The organism is Deltaproteobacteria bacterium (assembly GCA_026388545.1).
Taxonomy (GTDB): Bacteria; Desulfobacterota; Syntrophia; order Syntrophales; family UBA2185; genus JAPLJS01.
In genome coordinates this window covers 51,438-65,544 of the sequence record JAPLJS010000019.1, presented here as the reverse complement: position 1 = coordinate 65,544, position 14,107 = coordinate 51,438, and the positions used below count along the sequence as shown (strand labels likewise).

Here is a 14,107-nt window from a genome sequence, read left to right as displayed (position 1 = left end):
GGGCAGACTGATCGGGCATATTGTTATCGGTATAGAAATGCTGGATGCCAAGATTGCCGCTTTAGAAGAATTCCCGGAGCACTTGGCTATGGAACTCCGGCATCTCATACTGAGCCATCACGGCACTTACGAGTTTGGGTCGCCAAAGCGTCCGAAGACTCTGGAGGCTTTGATCGTGCATTTTATTGACGATCTCGATGCCAAGGTTAATGCCTTCCAGGAATTCATTGTAGATTCCGACGATGATTCGAACTGGACTCCCTTCCACAGGTTGCTTGAAAGGTTTATCTATAAAGGATAGAAAAAACCGGACGGCTTCTGTTCATACTTCTCAATACGATATCAAGGAAAGAATTCAGGTCCTTTTAATCATCTGATTATTTAAAAAACTGTTTTAACTTCGATGTTTTTTTGCATCACATCCTTCCGATCCTTTTCGGGCAGCAGGCATCCATCCAGACAATGACCGACGCATTTACCATTGCAGGGTTCAGTATGAACCGTGATGCTGGTATTGGGGAAGTGATTTTCAATGCTTTTGGATAACTCATCGGTGATGTCGTGAGATTCCTCAACAGACATAGTGGGATCTACTTTAATATGGAAGTCAACAAAGCGGAAATTTCCGGCCTTGCGCGTGCGCAATTGATGGAAACCATGTATGAGCGGCCGGTGTGTCACGATCAAATGGCGGATCCAAGCCTCTTCATCTGCGGGAAGCTTAACATCCATCAAATCCTGGGCCGATTGAAGCGTCAGTCTATATGCGGCTCCTATAATCAACAACGCGACACCGATTGCAGCGATCGGGTCCAGCCAGTGGATTTTAGGGTCAGTTGAAAACTGGTGACCTGCCCAGATCAGGGCAAGACCTGCCATCACGCCTGCAGATGTATAAACATCGGTTCGCAAATGCCAGGCATCGGCCTCCAGGGCTATAGAGTCAGTTTCTTTAGCCACCCTGAAGAGCATTTTTGAGACGATTATATTAAGCACCGTTGAAATTAACATCACACCGATACCCCAGCCGACGTATTCAATCGGCTCCGGATTCATCAATTTATTTATGGCCTCAAAGATAATCCAGCCAGCGGCCAGAAAAATCAGCAATGCCTCAATGGTACCGGAGATGTTTTCAACCTTCCCATGGCCAAAGGGGTGTTTTGCGTCGGCGGGTATGCTGGATTTGCTAACGGAGTATGTGGTTATAAGGGACGCCAGAAGGTCTACTCCAGAATGGATTGCTTCAGACATTATTGACACTGATCCAATCATCAGCCCAACAGCAAGCTTCATGACCACAAGGGCGGTATTTGACGCTACTGAAAGCAGTGCGACGTTTAATTTACGACTCTGCAAACTCATACAAAAAAGTATTATCCAGGAATGGGATGTTATGTTTCTCTTTCAATAACGAAACACAGCCGCTACGGATGTATCGTCAGGCATTTTTTCGCGAGCGATGGAAAAGACACTGCCGCCGTTCAAGAAAGTCTGAATTGCAGAGAAATCCAAAAGACCCTCACTATCGGATTTCATTGTCCGGTGTAATTGTACCTCATTGCTTTCCGGGTCAAAAACCCCCCATGGTTGGTGACCTGTGGAGATAAAAAGCAAACCGACCCGCCCATGATATGCTGCGGGGACGATTTCTTTTATATCATTGGATGTTAACCCCGTACCGGAAGATTGCCTGTATTGTGCAATAGCATCATCTTCAGCCTTCTGAAAATATGGTTTTATAATCTGCAATGCCTGTTTATGCAATAGTTCCGTGCTTATTCCCTTGGGATTTCCCGCAATTCCTTCATCAATAAGAGAAGGATACGTATTTGCTTCTCTATATATGGGGAAGAGATAATCGACACCGGCCAGCACCAGAGGCACCCGTTCGTCTTTCAGGAGGCTATGTAACCCTCTGTTGATCTGGCGGAAATATTTTAAAATGTTTTCCTTCATATCATCCAAGTTCGCTCCCCCCCCCGAAAGCATAGATCCACGTTCGCCGCCCCTCGATGTTCCTCTATGAAAACGGACTTGCTTTTCCAACTCATCATAGTGAAGGGCGTCCGCAATATTCTTTGGAATTGTTTCAAGTTCAATTTCTCTGATGCTCTGTTTTGTACTCTCATAAAGACGGATCTCGTTTTGGCTGAGCGTTAAAATATAGAAGCGCCCATCGCTGCCGAGGACCGGCAGAAGAGGCCTGACATGAAAACGGTCGGCGACGACTATCAGTTCATCAAAATCAATCGGTAGACAGTAGTAACTAAATACATCGGCAGACAAAAACACGGCAAGACCGTCACTCTGCTGTCGCCAGAAAATGACATTACCTAAAAGTCCGGAAACAGGTTCAAGTAGTGCCTTTGCCTCTGCGGTGCGGAGGCCACCGTCGAGTAATTTTTCCTCAGCTTCACGAAGCAAGTTTCTGAGTCTGATTTGATTTTGCTGAAGTTCAGCACCCGTACGATAAGTAGGCATAAACAATGAAATGCAAGGAGCCTTTTGTTTGTTCATTAAAGTCTTTAGTTCATAATTCGATAGTGATTTCATATACTTAATCTCCTTTAATGCAAAAACTATTTCTAATTATGACCTATTACGGGAATTTTAGAAATTTTGACAAATGAGGTTCCCGGTTAATTGAGCCACACCTCTTTGTTAGAAAGGGGATTTTTGTCCCGGATGGTAAGAGTCATTCACAGACAAATACCCCGGGCTCAAAAAATGTTTCAAGCTGGTAAGGGTAAATTTCCTGTTTATTTTCCATTTGATTCTTGTTTGCCCTTAGAAAGGGTATCAATGGCCGATTTGACAAATTCGTCGGTCTGTTCGTGATCAATAATAGGATGGTTTTCGAGCTCTTTCTTCTGGCCCCTTATTACTTTCCTTCTTATCTCTTCCATTATATCCCGCATCGTTTCCGGATAACCCATTTTACATCTCCATACCATATAAGCTATATACTATTATTACCTATTCTGTTTCATTATGCAATGTCTAAGAAATGTAGCAATCATTTCCTTTAAGCCCAGCGAAGACTCCATATTCACTGCGAAGTATCCTGCTCGAAGAATGACGACTTCGTAAGAAGTCCATATGCTGCATTGCGCCATACCCCAGAAGACTTTAATGAAGCCTTCTGTTTTTTTACCCAGGTGAGGGCTTTTTTACGGGAGCATTAAGAATAAGTCCACTCACTTATTAAATATTTACATAATAATTACAATACAATGGATTAAATTCAAAACAGCAATTTATTAAATTTTGGAGTATTATTTCTTCAGGTGAGGTCTTATATGCGCTTTTCATCGATTGATGATGTTTACATAATTCATTTTTCTATATTTTATTATAAAGTATAATGCTAATAGAAAGCAACTTTTTAAAAATCATGTTTTCATAATGTCAAACTCTATGGAATCGAAAAATCTTACCATTTCTATCGCTTCATGGGCGGACGTCTTACCGAAAGACTGGAATGACTGGAAATGGCAGTATAATAATCGAATACATACTATTCCTCAATTGGCAAGCGTTTCCAACGTGACTCGGACGACTCTCGAAAAATGGAGAACCGTGGTCAGATCTTATCCCTTCAGCATCACACCGTTTTATTTTTCTCTAATGAATGTAGCGGATGAAAATGATCCCCTTCGTATTCAATGTTTCCCTGATCAGAAGGAAATCGATTTTTCGCTCGGCGGTGTGGCTGATCCCCTTGAAGAAGAGCGGGACATGCCTGTTCCAGGTCTGGTACATCGTTATCCTGATCGTTGCTTGACGATCATCACAAATACCTGTGCAACATACTGTCGACATTGCAATCGTAAGCGAATGTGGAAGAGAACCGGAACGGAAGATAACAGGAGATATCTCCCGCGCATGATCGATTATATTTCTAAAACGTTGAGCATTCGTGAAGTCATCATTTCAGGAGGCGATCCCCTGACCATGGAAGAAAGTTCCCTTGAGTGGTTTCTCGGATCTTTACGTTCTATTCCCCATGTAGAGGTCCTTCGTATTGGAAGCCGTATTCCGGTGGTTATGCCGATGAGGATTACCCGACAACTTTGTTCCATGTTGCGTAAATACCGTCCACTTTGGTTTAATACCCAATTCAATCATCCAAATGAGATTACACCGGAGGCGGCACGTGCCTGCGAAATGCTGCTTGAGGCAGGCATCCCTATCTCAAATCAGTCTGTTTTGCTTCGAGGTGTTAACGATAATTACGAGACGATGCGGGATCTCCTTTATGGCCTTCAACGAATATCAGTCAGGCCTTATTATTTATTTCAATGTGACCCGGTAAAAGGTACGGATCACTTTCGCACTGATATTTATTCGGGGATAAAGATCATGGAAAAACTATGGAGAAATATATCAGGACTTTGTGTGCCGCAGTATGTTGTTGATATCCCGGGAGGTAAAGGGAAATTCCCTCTTTATCCGCTTTCTCTGTTTTCTGAACCAAGGCACTAAGACAGATGGACATTTTTTTGACAAGAGGGGGGAAGTGAATTAAGAAATCCATGATTATGATGAAAGGAGAGAAATTGTAACATGTATAATGCAAGTGATTTGAAGAAAGGGTTACGGATTAAAATTGACAATGAGCCTTATATCGTTACCGAATTCAACTTTGTAAAACCCGGAAAAGGCCAGGCTTTGTACCGGTCCAAACTGCGAAATATGATTACGGGGGCACAGTTTGAGCGGACATTCCGGTCAGTGGATAGCTTTGAACCGGCGGATCTCCAAGAGAAAAAAATGCAGTACCTTTATAAGGAAGAAGGAAAATACTGTTTCATGGATAACGAAAGCTATGAACAGGTTTTTCTTACCGAAGATCAAATTGGGGAAGCAAAAAATTTCTTGATTGATAATTTGGAGGCAGAAATTCTTTTTTTCGAGGATAAGCCTTTGGAAGTCAGCTTACCGAATTTTGTTGATCTGGTTGTCGTGCAAGCTGAGCCTTGGGCTAGGGGCGATTCGGTATCGGGTAAAACAAAGCCGGTAACCCTGCAAACCGGTTATCAGATTCAGGTACCTCCTTTTGTCGAAGAAGGGGAGAAGATCAGGGTTGATACACGGAGCGGTGAATATCTTACAAGGGTCAAGGAATGAACCACCGATGGAAGAAACATGGAGACTGTCGAAAAAACAGGATACCTTATGGAAACGCGCCAGAATGATCCATGCTGTACGGGATTTTTTCATCAGCAGGGGTTATTTAGAGGTAGAAACTCCCAATATGATTCCGGTACTTATTCCGGAATCCCATATCGATGCCATTTCCTGTGGAGATTGTTTTTTACACACATCACCCGAACTATACATGAAGCGACTTCTTGCGGCAGGTTATCCAAGGATATTTCAAATCTGCAAGTGTTTCCGTGAAGGGGAACGGGGTTCATGCCATCTTCCTGAGTTTACCATGCTGGAGTGGTATTGCCAGGCGATAGATTACCGTCTGTTGATGAAGGAGTGTGAAGAATTGATCATATCTGTTGCCCATAATCTCGGGTATGGTGATGTTATTCCTTACCAGGGGCAGACATTACGGTTGCAGAGACCATGGGAGAGTATATCGGTAAGAGAGGCCTTTGCCTTATATGGACCGATGCCGATGGATAAAGCTCTGAAAGAAGACTGTTTCGATGAAGTGATGGTCAGTTATATCGAACCTCACCTGGGATTTGAGCAGCCAACCTTTATCTATGATTATCCCGTTTCGAAGGCAACCCTGGCAAAAGCGAAGGAAGAGGAACCGGACTTAGCTGAACGATTTGAGTTATATATAGGAGGAAAGGAGATAGCCAATGCTTGTTCCGAACTTACTGACCCCAATGAGCATTATATACGATTTGAAAAGGTACAGAAATATCGCCGTTCGATGAATAAATCGGTGTATCCGATATCAGAACGTTTTTTGCAGGATGTTGTTACAATGCCGGCAGCCGCCGGAATTGCCCTTGGTGTTGACAGATTAGCCATGATTTTTACTGATTCACCCATAATCGATAACGTTGTAACGTTTACACCGGAATTACTGTAATGGTTTTTACTGTTTTGTTTTTTTTAAGATGCCTTCCAGAAATTTGATTGGTCGTGAAAAATCCTCTTGTACAGACTGACGACTTCGTAAAAAGTCCAAAAGCTTTCGGCGTGCTGCAATCATCGTTACTGCGGCATACATCTATGTACACCTTATTCCCGATATTTACGCATTGAAACTTACGCTTTTCCCAAACCGCCCATCCCGTGCCCAGTTAAAGTCTCTTTGCGGGATCGTCAATAGTCATTATCCTAAATATATTGACAAGGACATTTTTTTCAATTACAGGTAATCCCGTTAATAATTGATTCAGGGAGAATAAAAGTGAAAGAGATTTCGTCTGTTAGTGCTGCAAGCCTGGGTGGACATTTCCATGGCAGTCTTCTGAATATGATCCTTGATGCAGGAATAATGGTGCAGTTTGTCCTGCTCCTGCTCCTTTTCTTTTCCGTTGTGTCGTGGGCTATAATTTTCATGAAATATAGAAGCATTAAAAAAGTTAAAAGGGAAAATGATATGTTTTTAGATGCATATATGAAGAGTAATAAGCTCTCTGATATTTTCCCTGAATCGAAAAAATATAAAAATTCGAGTATTGCTGAAGTATTTCAGGCCGGCTACACGGAACTGGTCAAGATCACCAAGGTTATCAGAGAGTCAACATCTGCTAAAGAAAACGATGAATTAACCGGGCCTCATTTGGAGATGAAAGGAATAGATAATGTTGAGAGGGCTTTAAACAGAGCATGCAGTTCTGAGTCAACAAAGCTTGAAAGTACTCTTGGTTTCTTGGCTACGACAGGAAGCGCATCGCCATTTATTGGCCTGTTTGGAACAGTCTGGGGTATTATGGATACGTTCAGATCCATAGGCACAAGAGGTTCAGCAACCCTGGCTGTTGTGGCGCCGGGCATTTCTGAGGCACTTATTGCTACTGCTGCAGGTCTTGCTGCTGCCATACCGGCTGTCATTTTTTATAACTATTACCTCAACAGGATAAAAAACATGACAATGGAAATGGATAATTTTGCTTCCGAGGTATTAAATATTATTGAACGATATTATGTGAAAAAATAGAGCATGTTATGAGAAACGGAAGAAAACGTAATAATGAAAGCAAGCTTTTGGCGGACATCAATGTTACCCCACTTGTTGATGTCGTTCTGGTTTTGTTGATAATTTTTATGGTAACAGCTCCAATGCTCCAGATGGGTATAGATGTAAATCTTCCCCGGGTAAAATCAAAGAGCATCGATGTGACGGAGGAAAAACTTGTACTGACAATTAACAGTGAAAAGGAGATATTCATAAACAAGAATAAGATATCTGTTCCTGATCTCGGTGTAAAACTGGAAAGTATCTTTTCCAACAGAATCGATAGAGAGATTTTCATGCGGGCGGACAAGAATGTTCCTTATGGTTTTGTGGTTGAGGTGATGTCTGCGGTTCGGAAGGCCGGTGTGGATAAGCTGGGGATGATCACAGAATCGCCAGAGGAATCAAGATGACATTTTGCAGGATGATAACGGATGATAAAGGAGCACTATGACAATTATATCAGCCTCAAAAATATGATTGTTATATCTCTGTTGCTTCATGTTATTGTGCTGTCCATCATTTTCTTTTTACCTTCACTTCCCTCTCCAAGATGGACCTTCGGTCCTGTTTATTCAGTTCATCTGGTCGACTTTTCTGAAGATTTCCAGGGAAAGAAAGCGACATCGGCAATTTCGGGAGAAATCAATGAAACAATTTCGACTGATCGTTCTTCCATTTTAAAAAAGCACCTTGATACTACCCCATCTGTTCCTATCAAGCGAATAGATATTCAAAAAAAACAGAGTGGCAATGTCGATAGAGCAATCGAAGACGTTAGAAGGAAGGTGGTTTCTTCGGCGAGCCAACCGAGCCAAATGGGTGATGCGGAATCGAACGCGAAGATGAACACGTATTACACCTTAATCTGGTCTCGGATCAAAGGGAAATGGGCACTTCCGCAGGGCATATTACCGAGGGAAAACATTGATGCGATTATCCATGTGAGAATCTTGAGGAATGGAACTGTGGTAGACATGAGTTTTGAAAAAAAATCAGGTAATCGATATTTTGATGAGTCCGCAATCAAGGCTATCAAAAAGGCAAGCCCTTTTTCTCCTCTGCCTGAATGGATTAAAGATAACAGTATCGAGTTGGGTATCAGGTTCCATTCATCGGAATTAAGATAAAAAGTGGAAGAATTGTGAATGCAGGGTTTGTTATGACGATGATTAGTGATGAAACAATGAGAAGGAGATGCTTATTAAAATTATTTGTGTGCTTGGCGGGTATGTTACTTATTTTATGCGAGGCCCATAGTGCCGTAGGCAAAGTGTATATAGACATCGACTCACCCGCATTTCAAAAATTTCCCATTGCAATTACGGATTTTAAAAAAATGAGCGTGGAAAATTATCAGGGAGACCTCTCAAGCTGGTTTTCCGATACGCTGGCAAAATATCTTGGGATGACAGGGTTCTTTACCATAATCAGTAAAAAGGCTTTTCTCGAAGATCAAGCGCAGACAGGTTTGACGGCTGAAAGTATCAGGTTTGCCGACTGGACTGCCATCGGTGCAGAATATTTGGTAAAGGGGACTTTCCTTTACAACGGCAACGGCAGGGATCTGGTTACAGAATGTTATCTTTTCGACGTTATAAAGGGAGAAGTTATTACCGCCAAGCGATACACGGGAAAAATTGAGGATAGGAACGAGATGGTGCGGACGTTTGCCGGTGAAATTCTCTCTGCCCTGACAGGGGATGAAGGTGTATTTAGTACAAAGATCGCGTTTGTACTGAAAAAGGGTCAAAATTCAGATATCTATACAATAAACTTCGATGGAACCGATCTTACCAGAATTACCAACTACAAGTCCTTAGCTCTTTCGCCCCGCTGGTCACCTGACAGAAAATATATTTCATTTACATCTTATAAAGATGGGAATCCCGATCTCTATATAAAAGCCATAAACGGTACCGCAACGGCTGAAAAAATCTCAAATTACGAAGGGATCAATCTGGCTGGCTCCTGGTCGCGGGATGGCAAGAAACTGTTGCTAACCCTGAGCAAGGACGGCTATGAAAATCTTTATATGATGGATCTCGATTACAGACATCTTAAACGTCTAACGAATAATTTTGCTATTGACGTTTCCCCTGCCTGGTCACCTGATAATCGAAAAATTGCCTTCGTTTCAAATCGTTCAGGTTCGCCACAAATATATTTAATGGATACCGACGGAAACAATATGAGAAGAATTACTTATAACGGAAATTATAATACATCTCCATCATGGTCGCCGAAGGGAAATAGAATCGCGTATGAAGGGTTGGTAAACGGCCGTTTCCAGATATTTTCTATCGATGAGGACGGCAGCAATCCCTTGCAGCTTACCTTTGATAATGTAGATCATGAATCCCCTTCCTGGTCTCCAGAGGGTAGATATTTAGTTTTTAGTTCAAAGGGAAACGGCAAGAGTAGAATTTGCATAATGAATACGAATGGCTTAAATATAAGAATATTGTATGAAAATGTCAACGGTTGTATCAGTCCCTCTTGGTCTCCTCGAATAAAATGACCCTTACTGTAAAAAATGTCGCCGGAAATGCGTTAAGGGGCTATCATCCTGAAAATTATTAACTTTTTATTGGAGATATCCTTTCTTTAATTACGAGAGTTTCTAATATGACTGATATACAGCAATGTAACCAATCGTTCTGAAGTTATAATCGTGAATTTTAGAATTTTTATGGTTGACCTTTAAAGTGGATTGTGCTTTAGAAGGTCTCGGATTATATAAATAACCCAATTTAACCCAATAAAAAGAGGAGGGAACATAATGAGGAAGAATTTCGCAATAATAGGGATGGTCGGGTTGGTCCTGTGTTTTTCGATTATGGTTATGACTGGGTGCGCAAAAAAGTCGGTAGTAAAGGGGCAGGCGGTTACGACTGAAGAAAAAGCTGCAGTGAAGACAGCCGGCAAAGATGTTGTGAAAAAGGAAGAAACTGCTTCAAAGGAGGTTAAGGCAGTTACTGTAAAAGAAGCAGAAGAAAAGGCAGCTTTTGAGGGAGAGGCCACAAGAGAAAAGGCCACTGTAGCAAAAGAAGAAGGTGCATTTAAAGATATTACATTTGATTTTGATAAATTCAATCTCATACCCGAAGCCAGGGAAACTCTTAAACAGCATGCGGATAAACTCACCCAAAATAAAAATTATAATGTGCTCATTGAAGGGCACTGTGATGAAAGGGGGACAACCGAATATAACCTTGCCCTCGGGGAAAGACGTGCTAAGGAGGCCATGAAATATTTTGTTGAACTCGGGATTGATGGGAAAAGGATAAAAACGATAAGTTATGGTAAGGAGAGGCCCTTGGATCCAGGACACGGGAGGTGCAGCGATTGAAAAAAAGTATACCCTTGCTTTTACTTGTCTGTTTCACATTCACACTAGGGTGTGCGACGACAAAGGACCTGCATCGGGTTCAGGGAGACCTTGATCGGAAGATTCTGACTTTAAAAGAGGATGATGCCGGTATCCGGAAGGATATTGACAAGCTCAACGAAGCGATAAAGGCTTTACGAAAAAGTCAGGCAGAAGTTAATGCAGACATCACTGAAATGAGAGACAGTATCCAGAATCTGAAAGGGGTTAATGAAGGATTACGAAAAGACATCTCAGCACTGAAGGAAATAAAAGAAAAGCTCGACAGTGTATCGTTCAAGATAAATTTTATAGAAAATTTCCTTGGCATTGGAAAGAGGGAAAACCACTCGGAGGGTGAAAAAACAGGGAGAGTCGCCGCGAAAAATGCCATAAAAGGGAAAGGGGACAAGGAATCGGTATATGCTTCAGCGTATGAAACTTTTAAGGAAGGAAAGTATGAAAATGCTAGGGGGGAGTTTCAAAATTTCCTGAAGCAGTATCCTAACTCAGAATATTCCGATAATGCCCAATTCTGGACCGGGGAAACGTATTATTTTGAGAATAAATATGAAAAGGCTATCCTTGAATATGAAAAAGTGGTCAAAAACTATCCCAATGGGAACAAGGTTCCATACGCTTTGCTGAAACAGGGTCTTTCCTTTTTGAATCTCGGTGACAAATCAAGTGCAAGACTGATTCTTCAGCAAATAATAAAAGATTATCCCAACACCAATCAAGCAAGAATAGCAAGGGCAAAATTAGTCGAAATTAAGTAATAGAGTAAACTGAGATTTAATTCCCCATTACCCACCAATTTATTGTATCAGTCCATAGAAATAGGCCTGATGCCGGGAGGGGGTTGAAGATCGAATTGCGCCGTATCAATTCCTGTTGCCGTCTGAACATCAGAATACCGGATAATGATGTTTTGTTTATCATCACCTCCGGATGCAATTATAACCCTCTGCGGCATAGTCACGTTTCCTACACTGTAGTGTCCTGTGAACTTGGCACTGTACAGTCGAGAGTTATTACCATCAAATAGATCGACCCTGACGAGGTAGTATTTCTCCGTATCTATCCAGAGAGACTGAATTCTTCTGTTTTCAGACACAATGTCAATGCGGTAGATGTCCCCTTCGAAAGAACCATTCAAGGTAACCGATTTTTCTTTTATTTTAGGATGTGTGCCGAGTAGGATCGATGTTATGTCTTCTACTTTAAGTCCCGTGGTAAAAAAAGGAAAAAAATGTATTAAATTTTTTGTCGTTGCCTGCCCGATGTAGAATTCTCCCTTGTGTGGCAAAAAAACTTTCAGGATATTTTCATGAACGGACAAGAGGAGATCCGGTGGACCAAAAACCGGGATTGACTCTACTCTGAATGAAGACGGCTGTTTTAACATTACGGCAACTTTCAGGGGGTACCTCTTCTCAGAAACATTCAGTTCAATATGTGCAATAGCATTCAATGTTTCTTTGAAATGATCATCCCGGTCAAGTTTTTCCAGAACATCCTGGGGAGAGGGAAAATTATTTTTTAATACGCGGTCTGAGAGCGGCGGTTTTTTAACGCTGCATCCCGGAAAAATAAAAAAAAGTGACAGGATGAAAAGCAGTGGCGGTAAAATTCTTTTGATCATCAGGGCATTTTTGCTTTAATGAGTTCATCGATCTTTTTTTGCAGGTCATTATTGCCGGGATTCAATCTCAATGCCTGTCTGTACATTTCGATGGCCTCGCTGACCTTGCCGGCCTTTGTGTAGGCATCACCCAAGTGTTCGGCAATAGTTGCATCATTAGGCACGGCATTCAATGCCTCTTTCAGGTATTTTATTGCCAGATCCAGCCTGCTTTGTTTGAAATATACCCATCCGAGACTGTCAATCATATAGCCATTTCCAGGTTTTAAGGTAAGAGCTTTATTGATCATTTTCTCTGCTTCGGCAAGACGTATACCCCTGTCGGCGAATGTATAACCCATGAAATTAAGAGCCTCCGCGTTATCCGGATCAAGTTTCAAAACTGACTCCATTTCATGAATACTCTCCTGAAAGCGGTTTGTCTTTTCATAAAGGACACCGAGACTATAATGAAGGTCTACACTCTGTGGCAATACTAAAAGACCTTCTTTTAAGGTTTCCTCAGCAGGTAATAGTTTTTTATTGTCCTCATAAAGGGTGGCAAGATAAGCATAAAGTCCAGATATTTGTCTGTTGCTATTTATTGCTCTTTTCATTACGGCTATAGCCTCATCAATCTTGCCACCCTTTTTCAGGATCATTCCGATTTGAATCTGTGCGTTTCCGTAAAGTTCTGAATCTACCGGGATCATTTTAAATTCTTCGATGGCCTGATTATGAACCTTCTTTTCTTCATACGTTGAGGCCAGTAAATATCTCGCCCTGTGGTCATGAGGATTTCCTTTTAGTAAAAGTAAAAACGCATCAATAGCCTGTTCATACTGGTTTTTTTCAAGGTAAACATAACCGAGATTCAATCTCGCCTCTCTGTTGTTGTTATCAATAGTCAATATTTCTTTAAATTCTCTTTCTGCTTCGCTTAATTTGTGCTCTCTGAGAAAAATTTCTCCCAGTTTTATCCTCACATTTATCCCGGTTGGATGGATATCAATATAACTTTTATAAATTTCAATTGCCCGGTCGGTCTTTTTTTGCTTTTCATAAAGAAGTCCCAAATCTATCAATGCAGGTTCAAAGAGTGGTTTTATGGCCAGAGTCTTTTTGAAACTTTCTTCTGCTTCTTCGTAGCGTTTCATTTCGGTTAATATCTTTGCAAGATAATAGTTACCTGTCAGATGGTCTGGATGGATGTTGATGAGATTCTTGAAAATCTCGAAGGCCTTTTCGTAGTTCTTATTTTCTGCGTAGATAGTTCCAAGGTATAGATAGGGAACTGAGTTTGAAGGATCCAGCTCAATTACTTTTTCATATTCTCCAATTGCATTCTTATAATCTTTCATGTTCAGGTACAGCCCACCGAGAAGGAGACGGGCATTTATATTACCCGGGTTGTCAATCAGAGTATTTTTACAAAGGAGAATGGCTTTTGGAATTTCTCCTTTTTCAATATAAAGGGAGATAAGTTCATTTGTGAGGAATGGGGATTGAGGATCAAAACTCAGGGCTTCCTCATATTCCTTTATGGCTTCGTTAAGATTTTCATCAAGGATATGCAGCACGCCAAGAGAGTAATGATAGGTCGAGTTGAATGATGGTCTCTCTTTCCCCGTGGCAATGGCCGCATCTTTCCCTTTAAACGAAGAAAATGCGCACCCTGTCACACACCATAAAATAATGATAAGTAAACATTTCTTGTTAAATGTATTTCGCATATTAATCTGTTTGGTTCTTTTCCCAATTAGATGCAAAAAGGACTTGAGGATTCAAGGATTTAAGGATTCAAGTGTCTGTTTTCCGACGATTTTATAAGTGCCTTGAGTATCCTTTCCACGTCTCCTTTATCTTCGTGTACATTCTTCAATTACGCGGATTTAGTATAACCAAGATGTCCCGTAAATAATGTTTGGTTCTCTAACTAATAGTTTAAACATTC

The 14,107-nt window shown here is 41.3% G+C and carries 15 protein-coding genes; 10 read left to right on the top strand and 5 right to left on the bottom strand.

Features of this window, described 5'->3' with window-relative positions:
- Positions 1-301: HD domain-containing protein (locus NTW12_01720; GenBank protein MCX5845070.1), on the top strand; the 301-nt coding region annotated here is incomplete at its 5' end.
- An 80-nt stretch (positions 302-381) separates the two neighbouring features.
- Here the strand turns inward: NTW12_01720 and NTW12_01715 are convergent.
- From NTW12_01715 to NTW12_01705, 3 genes are all read right to left on the bottom strand, one after another.
- Positions 382-1,365, bottom strand: coding sequence for a cation diffusion facilitator family transporter (locus tag NTW12_01715; protein MCX5845069.1), 984 nt, complete (start codon positions 1,363-1,365; stop codon positions 382-384).
- 42 nt (positions 1,366-1,407) lie between these two features.
- Positions 1,408-2,556, bottom strand: a complete 1,149-nt coding sequence (locus NTW12_01710; GenBank protein MCX5845068.1) for a hypothetical protein — start codon at positions 2,554-2,556, stop codon at positions 1,408-1,410.
- 206 nt (positions 2,557-2,762) lie between these two features.
- A complete protein-coding gene (locus NTW12_01705) occupies positions 2,763-2,939 on the bottom strand; it encodes a hypothetical protein (GenBank protein ID MCX5845067.1) in 177 nt (58 codons plus the stop codon).
- Positions 2,940-3,420: 481 nt separating this feature from the next.
- Between NTW12_01705 and NTW12_01700 the strand changes: the two genes are divergently transcribed.
- The 9 genes from NTW12_01700 (at position 3,421) to ybgF (ending at position 11,308) form a co-directional block, all read left to right on the top strand.
- Positions 3,421-4,488, top strand: coding sequence for a KamA family radical SAM protein (locus NTW12_01700; GenBank protein ID MCX5845066.1), 1,068 nt, complete (start codon positions 3,421-3,423; stop codon positions 4,486-4,488).
- An 81-nt stretch (positions 4,489-4,569) separates the two neighbouring features.
- Positions 4,570-5,133 (top strand): elongation factor P, encoded by a 564-nt coding sequence (efp, locus tag NTW12_01695; GenBank protein ID MCX5845065.1) that lies wholly within the window; start codon positions 4,570-4,572, stop codon positions 5,131-5,133.
- 7 nt (positions 5,134-5,140) lie between these two features.
- On the top strand, positions 5,141-6,064 hold the full coding sequence (epmA, locus tag NTW12_01690) for an EF-P lysine aminoacylase EpmA (protein MCX5845064.1): 924 nt from the start codon (positions 5,141-5,143) through the stop codon (positions 6,062-6,064).
- A gap of 390 nt (positions 6,065-6,454) precedes the next feature.
- Positions 6,455-7,141 carry a protein TolQ gene (tolQ, locus tag NTW12_01685; protein MCX5845063.1) on the top strand — a complete coding sequence of 229 codons (687 nt, stop codon included), beginning with the start codon at positions 6,455-6,457 and terminating at the stop codon, positions 7,139-7,141.
- Between the two features lie 8 nt (positions 7,142-7,149).
- The gene (locus tag NTW12_01680; protein ID MCX5845062.1) at positions 7,150-7,572 is read left to right on the top strand and encodes a biopolymer transporter ExbD; all 423 of its coding nucleotides are present in this window, start codon (positions 7,150-7,152) and stop codon (positions 7,570-7,572) included.
- Between the two features lie 21 nt (positions 7,573-7,593).
- Positions 7,594-8,289, top strand: a complete 696-nt coding sequence (locus NTW12_01675; GenBank protein MCX5845061.1) for an energy transducer TonB — start codon at positions 7,594-7,596, stop codon at positions 8,287-8,289.
- Between the two features lie 101 nt (positions 8,290-8,390).
- On the top strand, positions 8,391-9,680 hold the full coding sequence (gene tolB, locus NTW12_01670; protein MCX5845060.1) for a Tol-Pal system beta propeller repeat protein TolB: 1,290 nt from the start codon (positions 8,391-8,393) through the stop codon (positions 9,678-9,680).
- A gap of 261 nt (positions 9,681-9,941) precedes the next feature.
- A complete protein-coding gene (locus NTW12_01665; GenBank protein ID MCX5845059.1) occupies positions 9,942-10,511 on the top strand; it encodes an OmpA family protein in 570 nt (189 codons plus the stop codon).
- Positions 10,508-11,308 (top strand): tol-pal system protein YbgF, encoded by an 801-nt coding sequence (gene ybgF, locus NTW12_01660; protein ID MCX5845058.1) that lies wholly within the window; start codon positions 10,508-10,510, stop codon positions 11,306-11,308. The genes NTW12_01665 and ybgF overlap by 4 nt, the downstream gene beginning before the upstream one ends.
- A gap of 47 nt (positions 11,309-11,355) precedes the next feature.
- Here ybgF and NTW12_01655 read toward each other — a convergent pair whose 3' ends face one another.
- On the bottom strand, positions 11,356-12,174 hold the full coding sequence (locus NTW12_01655) for a DUF4292 domain-containing protein (protein MCX5845057.1): 819 nt from the start codon (positions 12,172-12,174) through the stop codon (positions 11,356-11,358).
- Positions 12,174-13,886 carry a tetratricopeptide repeat protein gene (locus NTW12_01650; GenBank protein ID MCX5845056.1) on the bottom strand — a complete coding sequence of 571 codons (1,713 nt, stop codon included), beginning with the start codon at positions 13,884-13,886 and terminating at the stop codon, positions 12,174-12,176. The genes NTW12_01655 and NTW12_01650 overlap by 1 nt, the downstream gene beginning before the upstream one ends.
- Positions 13,887-14,107: the final 221 nt, after the last annotated feature.

Bases quoted from the DNA above. Each gene is read 5' to 3' on its own strand.
- epmA (MCX5845064.1), top strand. From the start codon at position 5,141: ATGGAAGAAACATGGAGACTGTCGAAAAAACAGGATACCTTATGGAAA.
- NTW12_01700 (MCX5845066.1), top strand. From the start codon at position 3,421: ATGGAATCGAAAAATCTTACCATTTCTATCGCTTCATGGGCGGACGTC.
- NTW12_01675 (MCX5845061.1), top strand. From the start codon at position 7,594: ATGATAAAGGAGCACTATGACAATTATATCAGCCTCAAAAATATGATT.
- tolQ (MCX5845063.1), top strand. From the start codon at position 6,455: ATGATCCTTGATGCAGGAATAATGGTGCAGTTTGTCCTGCTCCTGCTC.
- tolB (MCX5845060.1), top strand. From the start codon at position 8,391: ATGTTACTTATTTTATGCGAGGCCCATAGTGCCGTAGGCAAAGTGTAT.
- NTW12_01705 (MCX5845067.1), bottom strand. From the start codon at position 2,939: ATGGGTTATCCGGAAACGATGCGGGATATAATGGAAGAGATAAGAAGG.
- NTW12_01710 (MCX5845068.1), bottom strand. From the start codon at position 2,556: ATGAAATCACTATCGAATTATGAACTAAAGACTTTAATGAACAAACAA.
- efp (MCX5845065.1), top strand. From the start codon at position 4,570: ATGTATAATGCAAGTGATTTGAAGAAAGGGTTACGGATTAAAATTGAC.
- NTW12_01655 (MCX5845057.1), bottom strand. From the start codon at position 12,174: ATGATCAAAAGAATTTTACCGCCACTGCTTTTCATCCTGTCACTTTTT.
- NTW12_01665 (MCX5845059.1), top strand. From the start codon at position 9,942: ATGAGGAAGAATTTCGCAATAATAGGGATGGTCGGGTTGGTCCTGTGT.
- NTW12_01650 (MCX5845056.1), bottom strand. From the start codon at position 13,886: ATGCGAAATACATTTAACAAGAAATGTTTACTTATCATTATTTTATGG.
- NTW12_01715 (MCX5845069.1), bottom strand. From the start codon at position 1,365: ATGAGTTTGCAGAGTCGTAAATTAAACGTCGCACTGCTTTCAGTAGCG.
- NTW12_01680 (MCX5845062.1), top strand. From the start codon at position 7,150: ATGAGAAACGGAAGAAAACGTAATAATGAAAGCAAGCTTTTGGCGGAC.